Consider the following 17,459-nt stretch of genomic DNA (forward strand, 5'->3'; position numbering starts at 1 on the left):
CATGGTGTGGGCAGGAAGGTCCGCCACCGAGATCGCGGCGGCCGTCAGAAACGGCGATGTCAAGGCCACGACCGTGGTGGAGGAGCACCTCCACGTCATCAGCGCGCGCGACCCGGGCATCGGGGCGTTCCGGCTGGTCAGGGAGCAGGCCGTGGACGAGGCGCGCGCCCTGCAGAAGCGGAGGGACCTGGCCGAGCTGCCGCTGGCGGGGGTGCCGGTGGCGGTCAAGGACAACCTGGAGGTGGCGGGCGAGGCCACGCGGGGCGGCTCGACCGCGACGCCCGACGTCCCCGCACCGCACGACCACGAGACGGTGGCGCGGCTGCGCGCGGCGGGCGCGCTGATCGTCGGGCTGACGAACCTGCCGGAGCTGGGGCTGGTGGCGCTGAGCGACAGCGCGTACGGCGTCGTCCGCAACCCGTGGAACCCGGCGCGCACGGCGGGCGGCTCGTCGTCGGGCAGCGCGGCGGCGGTGTCGGCCGGCATGGTGCCGATCGCACTCGGCAACGACGGCATGGGCTCCTTACGCATCCCCGCGGCCTGCTGCGGCGTGCTGGCGATCAAGCCGGGCCACGGCCTGGTGCCGCCGCCCGCGAACGACTGGGACCGCCTGACCGAGAACGGCCCGCTGGCGAGGACCGCCGCCGACCTGGCACTCGCGCTGTCCGTGCTGGCCGGTGACCCGGCGCTGGCCGAGTCGTGGCGCTCCGGCCGCCGCGTCGAGCCGCCGCGCATGCTGCGCTCGGTGTGGGCGGACGACGACGTGGTGTGGCGGCCGCAGCCGCCGCCGGACGCCCCTGAGCCGTTCGATCTGCGGGTGGCGTACGCGCCGCAGCCGCTGCCGCCGGGGATGCGGGTGGACGGCGAGTTCAAGGCCGCGGTACGCGCCGCCGCCGAGACGCTGCGGGTGGCCGGGCACACGGTGGTCGAGCACGAGCGGCCGCTGCCGTTCTGGCTCGGCCCGGCGACGATCGCGACCTGGCTGGTGCGGGCCGCCGAGTCGGCCGAAGGGCTGGACCGGCACCGGCTCCAGCCGCGGACGAGGGCGCTGGCCAGGGCGGGCCGGGCGCTGGCCGCGCTCAAGCTGGACGGCGTCAAGGGGCGGGAGCGCTGGAGCGGCTACGGCGCCGACCAGTGGTTCGGCCGCGCGGACGCGCTCATCACCCCCGCGCTGGCCGCGATCCCGCCCAGGGCCGACCGCTGGGGCGAGCGCGGCTTCCTGCGCAACGCCGTCACCAACGTCACGTATGCGCCCACGGCCGGGCCGTGGAACATGTGCGGCTGGCCCGCCGTGGCCGTGCCGCTCGCCACACACTCCAGCGGGCTGCCGATCGCAGTGCAGATCGTCGCGCCGCCGGGCGGCGAACCCCACCTACTGGGGCTGGCCGCCCAGCTCCAGGCCGCGCACCCGCCGCTGCGCCCGCCCGGTTACGCGTTCTGACCCCACCGCTTCAGCGAGATCTGGCGCTGAGAGCACGCGCGGGCCACCGGTGCGGCCCCGCAGGACCTCAGATGCCGACGGGGTGCCAGACGGTCTTGGTCTCCAGGAACCGGGTCATCCGCCCGATCCCCGGGCCGGCCGTCCAGTCCTCCCGCACCGGCCGCGCGACCCGCTTGAGGTTCTCCGCCGCCGCCTGCTCGGCGCTCAGCGCGAGGTCGGGGTCGGTGACGCCGGTCAGGTCGATGCCGTTGACGTCCATGTGGGCCGCCAGCGGCGGGACCAGCTCGGCGCGCCGCCCGGTGAGGATGTTGACGACGCCGCCGGGCAGGTCGGAGGTGGCCAGCACCTCGGCCAGGGTGATCGCGGGCAACGGCGCGGGCTCGGAGGCCACGACGACGCAGGTGTTGCCGGTCACGATCACCGGGGCGACCACGGACACCAGCCCGAGCAGCGGGTCGTCGGGCGCGACCACGGCGACCACGCCGGTCGGCTCGGGCGTGGACAGGTTGAAGTACGGCCCGGCGACGGGGTTCGCGCCGCCGTGCACGGATGCGATCTTGTCGGACCAGCCCGCGTACCAGACCAGCCGGTCGATGGCGGCGTCGACCTGGTCGAGCGCCCCCTTGCGAGCGCCGCCCAGCTCGTCGGCGAACTGCGCGCGCCGGCCCTCCAGCATCTCGGCGATGCGGTAGAGGATCTGCCCCCTGTTGTACGCGGTCGCCCCCGACCAGCCGGGGAACGCCTTGCGGGCGGCCACGACGGCGTCGCGGGCGTCCTTGCGCGAGGCCCGCGAGGCGTTGGCGAGGAACTCTCCCTTGGCCGAGGTCACCGGGTAGGACCTCCCACTCTCGGAGCGCGGGAATGCCCCGCCGATGTACAGCTTGTAGGTCTTGCGGACGGACAACCTACTCATCGCCGCGCCCCCTCCACGTGGACTCCTGCGACATCTGGACGGGCACGAAGACCTGGCCGCACCTGCTGACGCCGCAGCGGTGTGCGTACCACCCGGTGCGCACGGGACGCCCGGCCCTGGCGTAGGCGTGGCCCCTGGTGGCCTGCGCGCGCAGCTTCCTGCGGCGGGACCTGCGGTGTTCACACGTCAAGGTAGGCCTCCAGCCCGTGACGCCCGCCCTCGCGGCCGTAGCCCGACTCCTTGTAGCCGCCGAAGGGCGAGGCAGGGTCGAACCTGTTGAACGTGTTGGCCCACACCACGCCGGCGCGCAGCCGGTCGGCCAGCCAGAGAATGCGCGAGCCCTTCTCGGTCCACACGCCGGCCGACAGCCCGTACGGGGTGTTGTTGGCCTTCTCGACCGCCTCGGCCGGGGTGCGGAAGGTCAGCACGGACAGCACCGGGCCGAAGATCTCCTCCCTGGCGATGCTGTGGGACTGCGCGACGCCGGTGAAGACCGTGGGCGGGAACCAGTAGCCGCGCTCGGGCAGCTCGCAGGCGGGCGACCAGCGCTCGGCGCCCTCGGCCTCGCCCAGGTCGCTGAGCCTGCGGATCTTGGCGAGCTGGTCGGCGGAGTTGATCGCGCCGATGTCGGTGTTCTTGTCGAGCGGGTCGCCGAGCCGCAGCGTGCCGAGGCGACGCTTGAGCGCGGCCAGCAGCTCGTCCTGGATCGACTCCTGGACCAGCAGCCGGGACCCGGCGCAGCAGACGTGTCCCTGGTTGAAGAAGATGCCGTTGACGATGCCTTCGACGGCCTGGTCGATGGCGGCGTCGTCGAAGACGATGTTGGCGGCCTTGCCGCCGAGCTCCAGCGTGAGCTTCTTGCCGGTGCCCGCGACGGTGCGCGCGATGATGCGGCCGACCTCGGTGGAGCCGGTGAAGGCGACCTTGTCGACATCGGGGTGCGCGACCACGGCGGCGCCGGTCTCGCCCGCGCCGGTGACGATGTTCACCACGCCGGGCGGCAGGTCGGCCTGGCGGCAGATGTCGGCGAAGGCCAGCGCCGTCAGCGGCGTGGTCTCGGCCGGCTTGAGCACGACCGTGTTGCCGCAGGCCAGCGCCGGGGCGATCTTCCAGGCCAGCATGAGCAGCGGGAAGTTCCAGGGGATGACCTGGCCGGCCACGCCGAGCGGCTTGGGCTCGGGGCCGAACCCGGCGTACTCCAGCTTGTCGGCCCAGCCCGCGTAGTAGAAGAAGTGGGCCGCGACGAGCGGCAGGTCCACGTCGCGGGACTCGCGGATGGGCTTGCCGTTGTCGAGCGTCTCCAGCACGGCCAGCTCCCTGGCGCGCTCCTGGATGATCCGCGCGATGCGGAAGAGGTATTTGGCCCGCTCGGTGCCGGGCAGCGCGCTCCAGACGCCGAACGCCTTGCGCGCGGCCTGCACGGCGCGGTCGACGTCGTCGGAGGTGGCGGTGGCGACCTCCGCGAGCGTCTCCTCGGTGGCGGGATTGACGGTCTTGAACGAGGGGCCCGAGCCGTCGACGAACTCACCGTTGATGAACAGCCCGTAGGAGGACTTCAGGTCAACGATGTCGCGCGACTCGGGTGCGGGTGCGTATTCGAACATCGTCTAGTCCAGGGTGAAGTAGTCGGGGCCCGCGTAACGGCCGGTGGCCAGCTTCTCGCGCTGCATGAGCAGGTCGTTGAGCAGCGAGGAGGCGCCGATCCTGAACCAGTCGGGGGTCAGCCAGTCGTCGCCGGCGGTCTCGTTGACCAGCACCAGGTTTCTGATCGCGTCCTTCGCCGTGCGGATGCCGCCCGCCGGCTTCACGCCCACCTGGCGGCCGGTCGCGTCGCGGAAGTCGCGTACGGCCTCCAGCATGATGAGCGTCACCGGCGGCGTGGCGGCCGGCGACACCTTGCCCGTGGAGGTCTTGATGAAGTCGGCGCCGGCCAGCATCGCCAGCCAGGACGCCCGGCGCACGTTGTCGTAGGTGGACAGCTCACCGGTCTCGAGGATCACCTTGAGGTGGGCGGTGCCGCAGGCCTCCTTCACCGCGGCGATCTGCTCGTAGACCTTCATGTACCGCCCGGACAGGAACGCGCCGCGGTCGATCACCATGTCGATCTCGTCGGCTCCGGCGGCGACGGCGAGCTTGGTGTCGCTCACCTTCACCTCCAGCGAGGAGCGCCCGCTGGGGAACGCGGTGGCGACGGAGGCGACCTTGACGCCGGTGCCCTTGAGCGCCTCGGCCGCGACGCCGACGAGGTCGGGGTAGACGCAGACGGCCGCGACGGAGGGCGCGTCGCCTCCGGGGCGCACGGCCTTGGTGCACAGCGCGCGCACCTTCCCGGCCGTGTCGGCCCCCTCGAGGGTGGTCAGGTCGACCATGGAGATGGCCAGGTCGATGGCCTGCGCCTTGGCCGTGGTCTTGATCGATCGGGTGCCGAGCATCGCCGCGCGCTGGTCGGCGCCGACCCGGTCGACGCCGGGCAGGCCGTGCAGGAATGCTCGCAGCGCCGCGTCGGACGAGGCGACGTCGGCAAGCGAGGTAGTCACAGTTGACACCTAGACAGCATCGCCGACCAGGGCCGCCACCTCCAAACCGGGCCGCCTTAGGCCGCGCGGATCCTGGTCCTAGGTATGTCCGAGGCGGCGGGGCGGGCGGTCTAGGTATCCCGGGCGCGGCGGAGTGACGGAGATAAGGCATCCACCCGATGTGGGAGGCAGGGCCTTAGGAGGAGTCTTGAAGATGTCAGCGAAAGACACGACTTTCAGGAGATTTTCCATGCATCCCGAGATCGAGTTCGAGCTCATGAAGAACCATGCGAACGAGCTGCGCAAGGCCGCCGCCGACCACCGGCGGGTACGCGACGCCGAGCGTCACAACAAGGCCGAGCGCCGCTCGGTCTTCGGCCGCCGCCGTTCCGCATGAGCACCGCACGAGAGCCCGGCCGCTCCCTCCCACGCGGCCGGGCCTTCGTCCCCATTTGATGACATCCGCCCTCTTCCCGGGGACATGCCCGATACCCGACTAAAGACGTCGAAAACACCGGATGTGGCGTGACATGCTGGACGACATGCGGGGACGATCTGTCAGTCCCGTCTTCGTCGGGCGGGAAGAGGAGCTGGCGACTCTTTCTGAAAGCCTCGACGACGCCAGGAAAGGCACCGTGACCGCCGTCCTGCTCGGCGGCGAGGCCGGGGTCGGCAAGACCCGGCTCGTGCACCGCTTCGCCGAGCAGTGCGCCGCCGACGGCGCCCACGTGCTCTTCGGCGGCTGCGTGGAGCTGTCGACGGAAGGCCTTGCGTACGCGCCGTTCACCGCCGCGCTGCGCCAGCTCGTCAGGGAGCAGGGACCCGCCGCCGTGACCGGGCTGCTGCCCGACGGCGCAGAACGCGACCTCGCCCGCCTGCTGCCCGAGTTCGGCGAGCCGAGCGGCGACGGCGAGACCGAGACCGGACGGGCCCGGCTGTTCGAGCAGTTCCTCACCCTCCTCGAACGCCTCTCGGAGAACCGCCCCACGGTCCTCGTCATCGAGGACATCCACTGGGCCGACCGCTCCAGCCGCGACCTCATCGCGTTCCTCAGCCGCAACCTGCACACCACGCAGGTGCTGATGGTGATGACCTACCGCTCCGACGACCTGCACCGCCAGCATCCGCTCAGGCCCGTGCTGGCCGAGCTGGGCCGCGTCCAGGGCGTGCTGCGCCTGGAGCTGCCCCGGCTGTCGCGGGACGAGGTCGCCCAGCAGATGACCGCCATCCTCGGCACGACCCCCGAGTACTCCAAGATCGAGAACGTCTACGAGCGCAGCGAGGGCATCCCGCTGTTCGTCGAAGCCCTGCTGGAGAACGGAGAGTGCTCGTTCCCCGACTCCATGCACGACCTCATCCTCGCCTCCGTCGAACGCCTGCCCGAGGAGACCCAGCGGGTGCTGCGCGTCGCCGCCGCCGGCGGCAACCGAATCGGCCACGCGCTGCTCGCCGCCGTCAGCGGCCTGTCGGACGTCGAGCTGGAGGCCGCGCTGCGCCCCGCCATCGCGCGCAACGTCCTGCAGATCGCCGACGGCCGCGCCTACGCCTTCCGCCACTCGCTCATCCGCGAGGCCGTGCACGACGAGCTGCTGCCCGGCGAGCACCAGCGGCTGCACGCCAGGTACGCGGAGGAGATCTCCAAGGACCGCACGCTCGTGCCGCCCGGCAGGGCCGCGGTCGAGCTGGCGCACCACTATTACGGCGCCCGCGACGACCGCGGCGCGCTGCTGTCGGCCTGGGAGGCGGCGCAGGAGTCGTTCAAGACCTTCGCCTACACCGAGGCCGTGCCGCTGCTGGAACGCGTGCTCATGCTCTGGGACCGGGTGCCGGAGGCGGCCACGCTGATCGGCGCCGACCACACCGGCGTGCTGGAGCGCGCCTCCGAGGCCGCCAACGCCGGCGGCGACGTGGACCGGGGCGTCAAGTTCGTCAAGGCGGCGCTGGCCGAGCTGGACGAGAGCCGCGAGCCCGCCAGGGTGTCGCAGCTCATCGTGCGCCGGGCGGCGTTCAAGAACTCCAAGGGCCAGCCCGGCGTCATCGACGACCTCAGGCACGCGCTGCGGCTCGTCCCCGAGAACACCCCCGAATGGGCCGAGGTCATCACCCCGCTCAGCCGCCAGCTCATGCTGCGCGGCGAGATCGAGGAGGCCGACCGGCTCCTCGCCGAGGGCCTGCGCTGGGTCAGGGAGCACGCCGACCGCTGCCTGGAGGCCGAGCTGCTGATGAACCAGGCGCTCGGCCACTCGCTGCGCGGCCGGCTGGCCAGCACCCTCGCCATCAACGAACAGGCGCTGCGGATCGGGCACGAGGAGGGCAACGTCCGCGTCATCGCACGCGCCCTCGGCAACAACATGGACACGCTCATCGAAATGGGCCGCGCCGACGAGGCGCTGCGCCTGGGCGAAGAGGGCTGGCGCATCACCAAGAAGTACGGCAGGACGCGCGGGAACGGGCTGTTCATCCTCAACAACCGCGCCGAGGCGCTGGAGTCGCTGGGCCGCTGGGACGAGGCCATCGAGACCGTCGAGACGGCGCTCAGCCTCGGCCCGGTGCTGCGCACCCGCTACGCCCTGCTGCGCGTCCGCGCCGACATCGCGCTGGCCAGAGGCGAGATGCAGCTCGTCGAGGGCCTGCTGACCGAGATCGGGCTGTTCTCGGCGCGCCAGGAGGAGTTCGTCCAGGACGTCATCAGCAACGCCCGGCTGCTCATCGGCTGGCACCTCACCCGGGGCGAGCCCGCCGCCGCGCTGGCCGCCGCCGAGCGGATCCTCACCCAGCCCAAGCGGTCGAGCAAGGCCATGCTGAGCTGGCGGCTGCTGTCGCTGCTGCGCACGGTCTGCGACGCGGCCCAGGAGGCCGAGCCCGAACGGACGGCCGCCGTGCGCCGGCAGGCCGCCGAGGTGGCCGCGGAGCTGACCGTGGACGGGCCGGTCGTGGAGGCGTACCGGCTGTCGTACCTGGGGGACTTCGACGCCGCCGCGGACGCGTGGGAGCGGCTGCACCGCCCGCACAACCAGGCCAAGGCCCTGCACAGGGCCGCCGTCGCGGCCGCGCGCGGCGGCGACAGGGAGGGCGCGGCGGCCCGGCTCAAGGTGGCGCTGCCGCTGGCCGAGGCGCTGCGCGCCACCCCGCTGGTGGAGGAGATCGAGACGCTGGGCCGCCGGGTCGGCGGCGTGGACGTGACACAGGAGCCGTCGGACCTGCTCACACCGCGCGAGCTGGAGGTGCTGCGCCTGGTCACCCAGGGGCGTACGAACCGGGACATCGCCGCCGAGCTGTTCATCTCGGCGAAAACGGTGAGCGTGCACGTGTCGAACATCCTCGCCAAGCTCGGGGTCACCACGAGGGGCGAGGCGGCCGCCGCGGCGCACCGCCTGTCGCTGCTGTCCTAGCCCGCGTCAGAGGAGCGCCTCACCGATCATCACCAGGCCGAAGATCGCGAACGCGGCGGCGGCGCCGTACTTGATGATCCGCTCGGGCAGGTGCTTGCCCAGCATCCGGCCGACCACGATGGCAAGGGCGTCGGCGGCGACCATGCCGACCGTCGAGCCGATCCACGTGCCCAGCCAGTCGTGCTTGGTGGCGAGCGTGATCGTGGCCAGCATCGTCTTGTCGCCCAGCTCGCTGAGGAAGAACGCCACGGTCACCGCGATCAGGGCGTTCCTGGTGGTGCGGCGGGCCTTGCTAGCCTCCTCCTCGGTCAGCTCGTCGCCGCGCAGCGTCCACAGCGCGAAGCCGATGAACGCGATCCCCGCCACGATCGAGATGGCCGTGGTGGGCAGCGCGGTGCCGATCAGCCCGCCCAGCGCGACGCTGGCGAGGTGGACGGCGGTGGTGGCGATCGTGATACCGGCCAGCACGGGCCAGATCTTGAACCGGGTGGCGAACGTCATGGCCATCAGCTGGCTCTTGTCGCCCAGCTCGGCGATGAAGATCGCACCGAGACTGATCCAGAACGCTTCCAAAGGGGGTCCCCTTCCGCGCGACCGGACCGGAAGCGCGGCACCCAGGGGATTTCGGGCACGACTTCGGCCCGGCAGCGCCTCGTCGAACATGGCTGCCAGGCCGAAGGTCTCGTCCGCCCGCTAGTGGCCCGCGTGACCGGGCGCCCGAGGACGCCAGTGTGTCGATCACGCGATTGGGACTACTCCCCTTCGGTAACTCAAGACACCTTAACAGCTCGGCCGGCATGGCCATTCCGCGAGGCCGCCCGGCCTCGGCCGGCACAGCCGCTCGCCGAGGGCCTGCGACTCGACCGGGCCGGCCACGTTGCGAGCGCGCGGGACCCGGCCGGGCCGGCCACGCTCCGAACGCGCAGGACCCGGCCAGACGGCTACCCCGAGCGCGTGCGGCCTGACCGGCCGGCGCGGTCATCAGTCGAGGGCGCAGCCCACCATCACCGGCTCGTTGACCAGCGTGACCCCGAACTTCTCCCGCACGCCGTCCCGCACCTCCCTGGCCAGCTCAAGCAGGTCGCGCGTGGTGGCGGTCCCCGTCGGGTTGGTGAGCGCGAGCGTGTGCTTGGTGGAGATGCGTACGGGGCCGCGCTCGTACCCCTTGGGGAAGCCCGCCTGCTCGATCAGCCACGCGGCCGGCACCTTGATCAGCCCGCCCGGCATCTCCCAGCGCGGATGCCCCGGAGCCCTGACCGCCAGCTCCGCCGCCTGCTCGGCGGTGAGTACCGGGTTGGTGAAGAACGAGCCCGCGCTGCGCGTGTCGGGGTCGCCGGGGTCGAGCACCATGCCCTTGCCCCTGCGCAGCGCCAGCACGGCCTCACGGGCCCGCCCCAGCGGCACCCGGCCGCCCGCCTCGGTGCCGAGCCTGCGCGCCAGCTCCTCGTACGCGAGCGGCGCCGACAGCTCGGACACGTCGAGCGCGTACGTCACCGCGAGCACCACGTAACGCCCGGGCTCCCGCTTGAAGACGCTGTCGCGGTAGGAGAAGCCGCACTGCCGCGCCTCCAGGTCGGCCACCTGCCGGGTGCGCCGGTCGTAGGCGCGCACGCACCGGATCGTCTGGGCGACCTCCTGGCCGTACGCTCCGACGTTCTGGATCGGCGTCGAGCCGACCTGACCGGGAATGCCCGACATGCACTCGATGCCCGCCCAGCCCTCGCTCACCGCGCGGGACACCAGCGCGTCCCAGTCCTCGCCCGCCTCGGCGGTCACGACCACCTGCTCGCCGTCGCGCGAGACCGTCACGCCCTCGGTGGCGACCTTGATGACCAGGCCGTCGAAGCCCTCGTCGGCCACCACGAGGTTGCTGCCTCCGCCGAGCACCAGTGTGGGGGTCGAGGTCCGGTCGGCCTCCGCGATCAGCGACACGAGCTGCTCCGCCGTGGTGGCCTCGGCGAAGTCGCGGGCGGGACCGCCCAGGCGCAGGGTGGTGTACGGCGCGAGCATCTCCATGACCGACAAGCTTATGAGGCGTGCAGCGCGCGCAGCACCTCCTCGTAGTTGCGGCGCGACTCCCGGTCCGCGTACTCGCCGGGCACGTCGTGCGAGGACAGCGGCAGCACCGGCGCGTGCCCGTGGGGGACGACCAGCTCGCCGGGCAGCGCCAGGGAGAGCCGCAGGTCGGCGTGGCGGCCGTACGTGGCGTCCTCGGGCAGCGCGGCCAGCGCCTGCGCCCTGCGTACGGCGATGATGCCGCCCGTGAGCGCCCGCACCTCGCCCGGGTCAGCCTCCACCCACGTATCGCCGGACGGCTCCGCACCCCGCCACCCGGCCGCGACCGCGCCCTCGTTGACCGCCGCCACGAGCGGGGTCAGCGCGTCGCCGCGCAGCTCCAGGCCGGTCTCCATGAGGACGTGCACCTCGGAGTCGTCCAGGTGCAGCAGCTTCGCCCGGCTCTCGCCCCAGGTGGCCGTGCCGCCCCGCCAGTGCGGCGCCTCGGCCACGTGCCAGACCGCGATCCGCTCGGGATGCCGCTCGGCCAGCACGTCCAGCACGTCGCCGGCCCCCTCCACGTTCCCCAGGTCGAGGACCAGCACCCGGGCGCCGGTGTGCTCGATCACCGACTCCACGCACCGCCTGACGTCCTCCGGCCAGCCGTCCACCAGCAGCCCGACGCAGGCCGTCACGTCCCGGGTCTCCACGCGCTGCCGCTCGGTGTTCACGCCCAGGTCGTCCAGGCGGTTGGTGGCCAGCGTGGCGTCCCAGGTGCGCTGGGCGTGCAGCATGCCGTCACCCTGGTCGCCGTGCTGGCCGGGGTCGCCGGAGAAGCCCAGCTCGGCGGCGGGGTTCATGCGGGCGCGGGCGCCGCGCGGGCGGGCTCCCGCCGTACCGACACCGGACGCCCGCCTGGTGTGCTCGGCGCCCGCCGTGTCCCGCCCGGCGCCGGTGTGCGCGCCGCCCGCCGTGTCCCGCCCGGTGCCGCTGACGCCCGCGACCTGCTCGATCCGCGCGGCCTTGAGATGGCCCGGCGGTCTGGCGTCGGTGACGGCGGAGACGGGGATCGATCGTACGGTGGGCCAGACGTGTCGCGCTGCTGTGGTCATAACCGAACCCGCTACCCAAGACCCGCCCGCCCTATCACGCCCACCGAAACCCCGACCGCCCCATCACTCCCACCGAAACACCCGACCGACCGGAAACGCTCTCCAGTCAGGAACGCACCTGACGAGGAGACGTCAGGGGTGGGAGATGGTGTGGCGAGGGGACATCAGGGGCGGGAGACGAGGTGGTGAGACGGACATCAGGGGCGGGAGACGAGGTGGTGAGAGGACGTCAGGGGCGGGAGACGAGGTGGCGAGACGGACATCAGGGGCGGGAGACGAGGTCAGGAGAGCTGGACGACGGCCCGTGCCTTGGACAGCACCTTGGTGTCGCCCGCCATGGCGGTGAGCCCGATGACCACCCGCTTGTCGTCCAGCTTGTCCTCGACGACCCCGCTGACCGTGATCGTCGCACCCTTGTCATCGTCGGGCACGACCACCATCGACGAGAACCGCACCCCGAAGTCCACCACCGCGCCGGGATCGCCCACCCAGTCGGTGACGAACCGCCCGGCCTGCGCCATCGTGTACATGCCGTGCGCGATCACATCGGGCAGCCCGACCTTCTTGGCGAAGCGCTCGTTCCAGTGGATCTGGTTGAAGTCGCCGGACGCGCCCGCGTACATCACCAGGTCCAGGCGGCGCACCCGGTAGTCCACGGCCGGGATCTCCTGCCCGACCTCGACCTCGTCGTACTTCACCGTCGCGCCCATCTCAGCCCGCTCCTCCGCGCTCGATGATCGTGTTGTAGGTGACGCAGACCGGCTCGCCCTCGACCGTGCGCACGTCGCTCCTGACCGTCAGCAGCTCGTTACGCCCGGCGGTGCGGATGTCGGTGATGGTGGAGGTCATGACGAGCTCGTCGCCGGCGTGGATGGGGCGTACGTACTCGAAACGCTGCTCGCCGTGGACGACCATGGCGAGGTTCAGCCCGAGGTCGGGATCGACCAGCGCCTCGCCGCCGCTCTGGAGGCTGAACACGATGGGGAACGTGGGCGGCGCGATGACGTCGGGATAACCGGCGGCCCTCGCGGCCTCGCGGTCGCGGTAGAGCGGGTTGTGGTCACCGATGGCGGCCGCGAACTCCTTGATCTTCACCCGGCTCACCTCGTACGGGGCACTGGGCGGGTACGTTCTGCCCACGAAGTCACGATTCAAGGCCATCGTTGCTCCCTCGGATGTCTCCGTACCGGCGTCGATGAGCGAGACGCTAACAGAACAACGTTCGGCTGTCCCTGCGATGAAAACCTTTTTGCCGAGCAGACAAGGCACCCGGCGCAGGCCGAATGAGCGTACGTCAGAGACCCCGCCCACAAGGCCCCCAGCAACAACAACCCAACGCCAAGGAAAGCCCCCCCACAACTCACCCGCCAACCGCCCTTGCCAGCGTGACCCGCACGAACCCGCCACTGGCACCCACACGAACCCGCCCCTGGGCACCCGCACCGGGAGGACCCCACCGACGGCTCCGACGGGATCCAGCCGAATGGCGCCGGCAGCGACGGACAGAGGACGCCTACGGAAACACAGCAAGCCGGCGACCACTACGGGACACCGGCCTGCGAAGCACGCCGAAGCGCGGCAGACGGCCTACTAGGCGCCGAAGCGCGGGAGACGTACCTGCTGGGCGCCGAAGCGCGGGAGACGTACTTGCAAGGCGCCGAAGCGCGGGAAACGGCCTCCTAAGGCGGCAGACGGACCTGAGAAGAACTACTAAGGCGGCAGACGGCCTACAAACCGCCCCCAAGAAGCGACCTGGCTGAGGCAGACGGCCTCAGACACGACAAACCGGCGCCCTACAGCGGGACGCCGGCTGTGCGTTATTGGAGATATTGAGACAGAAGCCCTGCCCGGAGAACCTATCGGGTCTCGCGGTGCGCGCGGTGCGTGCGGCAGTTGGGGCAGTACTTCTTCAGCTCAAGCCGATCCGGGTCGTTGCGCCGGTTCTTCCGCGTGATGTAGTTGCGGTGCTTGCACTCCTGGCAGGCCAGCGTGATCTTCGGCCTAACGTCGGTGGCAGCCACTTGGGAGTGCCTTTCTACGTTCGGGACATGGACACGCCCATACCCAGGTCGGTGGACCTGGGATCGGGCAGTAGCGGAGGCCGGACTTGAACCGGCGACACAACGATTATGAGCCGTTTGCTCTACCTGACTGAGCTACTCCGCCTTTGAGCCGGTAACGACCCGGCCCGTAGAGGATACCCGAAGCGGCGAGCACGTACGTAACTCACCCGATCGGGTGGGGTGCTTCCAGTATGCCTCAGGAACCCCCGTCAACCATAATCGTTAAGCGGCATCCCCCGACCGCTCCACGCGAGGGTGATCAGCGTAGCAGCGCCCCCGGCCTACAGCGAACCCCACCGCCCACCGCGTCCGCAGCTCTCAGCCCTTGGCGACCGCCCGTAAGGCCGCGCCGGCACCGAACAAGAGCTCACCGGTGGCCACCCGCGAACCCGCCTCCGCGCCGTCCACGAGCCCGCCCCGGCCGATGGACCACGAGCCCTCCCGCGCCGCTCCTGAGCCCACCTCGATGCGCGGAGTCGTGCTGAACCACGGCAGCGGCCCCTTCCGGACGTGACCTCACCGGGGCGCGCCGCACCAGGCCAGGTGGCCTTTCTGTGCGCAGCCTCGCCAGGGCGTGCCGGACCACGTCGGTGGGGTCCTTCCGGTCCTTCCGGACGTGACGTCGCCAGGGTCGCGTCGGACCAGGTCAGCGTCTCGAGACACCGCCCGGCCTCTGCGGGCGGCGGCGAGCCCCCCTGCGCGGTCGCACGCGGCCCTCCCGCATCTCCTCGAGTCCGGTATCGCGCGCCGCCTCACACCCGGCCCTACGGCGGCCCCGCACCCGCCCTGCACGCCGCCTCACACCCGGCCCTGCACACCGCCCCGCACCGGTCCTACGCGCCGCCTCACACCCGCCCCTACGCGCCGCCTCGAGCCGCAGTCGGCTTGTTGTGGCCCAACTGGTCGGTCTGTGCCCCGCCGGCGCACGATCCTCGCTCGCGATCGGGGGTGGCGACTTCGGGTCGGGCTGCTCAGGCGGACTGTTGCTGTACGACCAAGCGAACTGGCCGCACGGCCAGACGGACTGTCGCCGCACGGCCAGGCGGACGTTGCCGCACGGCCAGGCGGACTGTCGCCGCACGGCCGGGGGACATTGCCGCACGGCCAGGCGGACTGTCGCCGCACGGCCGGGGGACATTGCCGCATGGCCAGGAGGAACGTCGGGATGGTCGGCGCCGTGGTCGTCCGGCTGCGCGTTCCAGCGGGTGTGGCTGGGCAACGAAAAACGCCCGGCTCCGGAGTTCGGAGCGGGCGTTGACTTGGTTTCTCGTGGAGCCCCCAAACGGAATCGAACCGTTGACCTTCTCCTTACCATGGAGACGCTCTGCCGACTGAGCTATAGGGGCCTGTCCGGCGCTGCGGACAGGTGTAACCATACACGGCACTCACCGATGATGCGAACTCGATCGCGTCCTCTCGCCGGAGTCCGGCGCAGAAGATCCGGCGGTGGCCGGGGAACGGCGGGCGGGGAAGTCGATGACCTCGCACAGATCGGCCAGATCGACGAGCGCGGCGACCTCGGCGACGGACGTGCAGTCGGCGACCACCCACCCGTTTCTGCGCACCCGGAGCACCTGGCGCCCCCTGCGTACGGCTCCGACGACCTCCCAGCCGTCGAGCCCCACCCAGCGCCTTGCCATACGCCTGTCCATAGCGGCTCAGATTAGCCGTGGGGTCTCTCAATTTCCGTGGCGCACCACGCGTTACCGGCATACCGGATCGGTACGTCAGTAGCGGTAGAAGCCGGCGAAGTCCTTCTTGGCGGCGATGGAGTCGACGCGCACGGTGGCCCCGGTCTCCGGGGCGTTCATCATCCGGTCGCCGCCGAGGTAGATGCCGACATGATGGGTCTTGATCCGCTTCTTGCCGATCTTGCCGAAGAAGACCAGGTCACCGGGGCGGGGCTGCTTGACGCGGCGCATCCTGCGTACGTGCGCGTCGGTGTTGCCTGGCCCTAACACGTCACGCCCGTACGCGAGCGCGTAGACCCAGCGGGTGAAGCCGGAGCAGTCGAGGCCGCGCGTCCGGGCGGCGGGGCAGGGTTTGATCGCGCCCTGGTAGCCCAGGCAGGTGCCCTTGGACGGCCCCGGGGTGGGCCCGTGGCCGCCGCCCCAGGAGTAGGGGATGTCGCGCCGCTCGATCTCGTACGCGATCCGCACGGTCAGCGGCGGCAGCGACAGCCCCTGGGGCACCGACGCCGTGGCGGCGAGCAGGAGCAGGGAAGCCGCCACGGCCACCCGCCGCCGCATTTCGCCCCCTTGAAGCCGATTTATCGGGCTTTAAGGGTAAGTTTCACCGATCCCACGGTCACGGACATCCCGACCGCGCCCTTCGCCTTCCGCGGCTTGGTCGTGAACGTGAACGTCGCCTTGCGCCCGCGCGGCAGCTCGCCGACCACGCATCGCACGGCGGTCCCGCTGAACGTGCAGCCCGGCGCCTTCACCACGCGCTGGCCGCCGAAGGCGCGCCCCGACAGCCTGACGTTCGTGACCGGGTGCGGCCCGGTGTTGGAGATCGTGACCGAGTACGACGTCCGCCCCTTGGCCCGGCCCGACACCCGCACCTCGGCCGGCGGGTTGGCCAGCTCCTTCAGCGCGGACTCCGAGCCGTTGAACGCGTTCTGGCCGCCCACCAGCGGCCCCTTCTCCGCCGACTGCCAGAACGTGTGCTTCTTCCAGCTCTTCGGCGGCTCGCCCGGCTCGCTCCCCCAGCGCGCCAGCCAGAGCGGGTGTGCGGCGAACTTCGTGGAGTCGCCCGTGCACGTACGCCACCAGCTCGTGGTCGTGTAGATGATCGCCCGCCGCCCGGTGGCCTCGTAGTACTTCGCGGTGAAGTCCTTGATCCAGGCGACCATGTCCTTCACCGACAGGCCGTAACAGGCGTTCTTGCCGTTCCTCTCCTCGTACGGGTTGTCCTCCAAATCGAGCACTCCAGGAAGCGTCATCCCGTCGCTCACCCAGTTACCGCCGTTCTGCAGGAAAAAGTCGGCCTGCGCGCTCCCATCGGATTCGTGCGGTTGCGCGAAGTGATATGCGCCGCGGATGAGACCCGCCGCCGCGGCGCCGCCGTACTGGGCGTCGAAAAGCGGATTTCGATAGTCCGTACCCTCGGTGGCCTGCACGAACGCGAATTTCCCGCCACCGGCGGCAACGGCCGGCCAGTCGATTTCGCCTGTCCAGTTGCTGACGTCCACACCGGGCAGGCCGTCGGCCGCGTGGGCGACGCCGCTCATGCCGGCCGACGCGATCGCCGCGAATAACAGGAGACGTTTCACGCCGGTGATCCTTCCGGAGCCATGCATCATTTCGCAAGCTCGGAAATATCTCCTTTCCGGGTGGTATCGACGCGGCGGACCGGCCCCAGGCCCAGCGGCCGCGTACCGGCCGCAGGGGCGCGAGCCAGGGGCTCTCCAGCACCGCGCCGGGTCCGGCGGTGGCGTGCAGCGTCCACATGCCCTCCTGCGGCTGCGGGCCGCCCAGGCCACGGCCGCGCTGCCCGGCTGCCTGCGGGCGCTCGACGCCGCCGGCATCAAGGTCATCACGGCCGAGACCACCCGCCCACCCTCGACGACGTGTTCCTGACCCTGACGGGGAGAAGCATCCGCGATGACGACGTTCCTGCGTGACGCCACCACCGTCTTCGCCCGCGACGTGCGGCCGAGCCTGCGCAACCCGGCCGGGCTGCTGTTCGGCATGGGGCTCCACGTCGTCGCCCGATCGGTGCAGTTCCCGCTGCTGCTGAGCGGGGCGCTGCCGCCGCTGGAGACCGCGCCCGGCCGGCTGCGGACGCTCGGGCGGATCAACCCGGTCACCTACATCGTGGACGCCCAGCGCGCTCTTCGCCGGCGACCTGACCGCGCCCAGCGTCCTGTACGGCACCGCATGCGGCCTGCGCCGTCGCCGCGATCGGCCTCTACCTGGGCGACCGGGCCATGCGCCAGGGCCTGTGAAACCGCTCTGACAGCCCCGCTTCGACAGCACCGCTCTGACAGCACCGCTTTGACAGCACCGCTTTGACAGGGCCGCGG

At 71.4% G+C, this 17,459-nt stretch carries 18 protein-coding genes and 2 tRNA genes; 5 read left to right on the plus strand and 15 right to left on the minus strand.

The window, feature by feature from the left end:
• The first annotated feature begins 1 nt into the window (after nucleotide 1).
• The gene (locus tag ACGFIM_RS14800) at nucleotides 2-1,441 is read left to right on the plus strand and encodes an amidase (protein ID WP_393200196.1); all 1,440 of its coding nucleotides are present in this window, start codon (nucleotides 2-4) and stop codon (nucleotides 1,439-1,441) included.
• Between the two features lie 67 nt (nucleotides 1,442-1,508).
• On the opposite strand, the gene ACGFIM_RS14805 is transcribed toward ACGFIM_RS14800, so the two are convergent.
• The 4 genes from ACGFIM_RS14805 to deoC are packed head-to-tail and all read right to left on the minus strand — an operon-like array spanning nucleotide 1,509 to nucleotide 4,891.
• Nucleotides 1,509-2,354, minus strand: a complete 846-nt coding sequence (locus ACGFIM_RS14805; protein WP_393200198.1) for an aldehyde dehydrogenase family protein — start codon at nucleotides 2,352-2,354, stop codon at nucleotides 1,509-1,511.
• Nucleotides 2,347-2,544, minus strand: coding sequence for a hypothetical protein (locus tag ACGFIM_RS14810; protein WP_364062700.1), 198 nt, complete (start codon nucleotides 2,542-2,544; stop codon nucleotides 2,347-2,349). Before ACGFIM_RS14810 ends, ACGFIM_RS14805 begins: the two co-directional genes overlap by 8 nt.
• The gene (locus ACGFIM_RS14815; RefSeq protein ID WP_393200201.1) at nucleotides 2,534-3,958 is read right to left on the minus strand and encodes an aldehyde dehydrogenase family protein; all 1,425 of its coding nucleotides are present in this window, start codon (nucleotides 3,956-3,958) and stop codon (nucleotides 2,534-2,536) included. Before ACGFIM_RS14815 ends, ACGFIM_RS14810 begins: the two co-directional genes overlap by 11 nt.
• Nucleotides 3,959-3,961: 3 nt before the next feature.
• Nucleotides 3,962-4,891: a deoxyribose-phosphate aldolase gene (gene deoC / locus ACGFIM_RS14820; RefSeq protein WP_393200203.1), complete on the minus strand. Its 930-nt coding sequence runs from the start codon at nucleotides 4,889-4,891 to the stop codon at nucleotides 3,962-3,964.
• Nucleotides 4,892-5,120: 229 nt separating this feature from the next.
• Here deoC and ACGFIM_RS14825 point away from each other — a divergent pair, with 229 nt between their 5' ends.
• The gene (locus ACGFIM_RS14825; protein ID WP_393200205.1) at nucleotides 5,121-5,267 is read left to right on the plus strand and encodes a hypothetical protein; all 147 of its coding nucleotides are present in this window, start codon (nucleotides 5,121-5,123) and stop codon (nucleotides 5,265-5,267) included.
• Between the two features lie 145 nt (nucleotides 5,268-5,412).
• The gene (locus ACGFIM_RS14830; RefSeq protein WP_393200207.1) at nucleotides 5,413-8,262 is read left to right on the plus strand and encodes an ATP-binding protein; all 2,850 of its coding nucleotides are present in this window, start codon (nucleotides 5,413-5,415) and stop codon (nucleotides 8,260-8,262) included.
• 6 nt (nucleotides 8,263-8,268) lie between these two features.
• On the opposite strand, the gene ACGFIM_RS14835 is transcribed toward ACGFIM_RS14830, so the two are convergent.
• From ACGFIM_RS14835 to ACGFIM_RS14885, 11 genes are all read right to left on the minus strand, one after another.
• Nucleotides 8,269-8,835 (minus strand): TMEM165/GDT1 family protein, encoded by a 567-nt coding sequence (locus tag ACGFIM_RS14835; protein WP_393200209.1) that lies wholly within the window; start codon nucleotides 8,833-8,835, stop codon nucleotides 8,269-8,271.
• A 408-nt stretch (nucleotides 8,836-9,243) separates the two neighbouring features.
• Nucleotides 9,244-10,278, minus strand: a complete 1,035-nt coding sequence (locus ACGFIM_RS14840) for a UDP-N-acetylmuramate dehydrogenase (RefSeq protein WP_393200211.1) — start codon at nucleotides 10,276-10,278, stop codon at nucleotides 9,244-9,246.
• Between the two features lie 11 nt (nucleotides 10,279-10,289).
• Complete coding sequence (locus ACGFIM_RS14845) at nucleotides 10,290-11,369, minus strand: hypothetical protein (protein WP_393200213.1); 1,080 nt, start codon at nucleotides 11,367-11,369, stop codon at nucleotides 10,290-10,292.
• 281 nt (nucleotides 11,370-11,650) lie between these two features.
• Nucleotides 11,651-12,079 carry a MaoC family dehydratase gene (locus ACGFIM_RS14850; RefSeq protein WP_393200215.1) on the minus strand — a complete coding sequence of 143 codons (429 nt, stop codon included), beginning with the start codon at nucleotides 12,077-12,079 and terminating at the stop codon, nucleotides 11,651-11,653.
• 1 nt (nucleotide 12,080) lies between these two features.
• Nucleotides 12,081-12,530, minus strand: coding sequence for a MaoC family dehydratase N-terminal domain-containing protein (locus ACGFIM_RS14855; protein ID WP_393200217.1), 450 nt, complete (start codon nucleotides 12,528-12,530; stop codon nucleotides 12,081-12,083).
• Between the two features lie 695 nt (nucleotides 12,531-13,225).
• Entirely contained in the window at nucleotides 13,226-13,390 is a 165-nt protein-coding gene (rpmG, locus tag ACGFIM_RS14860; protein ID WP_101786011.1) for a 50S ribosomal protein L33, read from the minus strand.
• Between the two features lie 71 nt (nucleotides 13,391-13,461).
• Nucleotides 13,462-13,535 (minus strand) — tRNA-Met (locus ACGFIM_RS14865).
• A 1,167-nt stretch (nucleotides 13,536-14,702) separates the two neighbouring features.
• Nucleotides 14,703-14,778, minus strand: a tRNA-Thr gene (locus ACGFIM_RS14870).
• Nucleotides 14,779-14,817: 39 nt separating this feature from the next.
• The gene (locus tag ACGFIM_RS14875; RefSeq protein WP_393200219.1) at nucleotides 14,818-15,084 is read right to left on the minus strand and encodes a transposase; all 267 of its coding nucleotides are present in this window, start codon (nucleotides 15,082-15,084) and stop codon (nucleotides 14,818-14,820) included.
• Between the two features lie 75 nt (nucleotides 15,085-15,159).
• Nucleotides 15,160-15,681: a C40 family peptidase gene (locus ACGFIM_RS14880; protein ID WP_393200221.1), complete on the minus strand. Its 522-nt coding sequence runs from the start codon at nucleotides 15,679-15,681 to the stop codon at nucleotides 15,160-15,162.
• A gap of 20 nt (nucleotides 15,682-15,701) precedes the next feature.
• The gene (locus ACGFIM_RS14885) at nucleotides 15,702-16,706 is read right to left on the minus strand and encodes a GH25 family lysozyme (protein ID WP_393200224.1); all 1,005 of its coding nucleotides are present in this window, start codon (nucleotides 16,704-16,706) and stop codon (nucleotides 15,702-15,704) included.
• 163 nt (nucleotides 16,707-16,869) lie between these two features.
• Between ACGFIM_RS14885 and ACGFIM_RS14890 the strand changes: the two genes are divergently transcribed.
• Nucleotides 16,870-17,013: a hypothetical protein gene (locus ACGFIM_RS14890; RefSeq protein ID WP_393200226.1), complete on the plus strand. Its 144-nt coding sequence runs from the start codon at nucleotides 16,870-16,872 to the stop codon at nucleotides 17,011-17,013.
• Between the two features lie 24 nt (nucleotides 17,014-17,037).
• Entirely contained in the window at nucleotides 17,038-17,448 is a 411-nt protein-coding gene (locus ACGFIM_RS14895) for a hypothetical protein (protein WP_393200228.1), read from the plus strand.
• Nucleotides 17,449-17,459 lie beyond the last annotated feature (11 nt).

The organism is Nonomuraea sp. NPDC049309 (assembly GCF_043196965.1).
Taxonomy (GTDB): Bacteria; Actinomycetota; Actinomycetes; order Streptosporangiales; family Streptosporangiaceae; genus Nonomuraea; species Nonomuraea fastidiosa.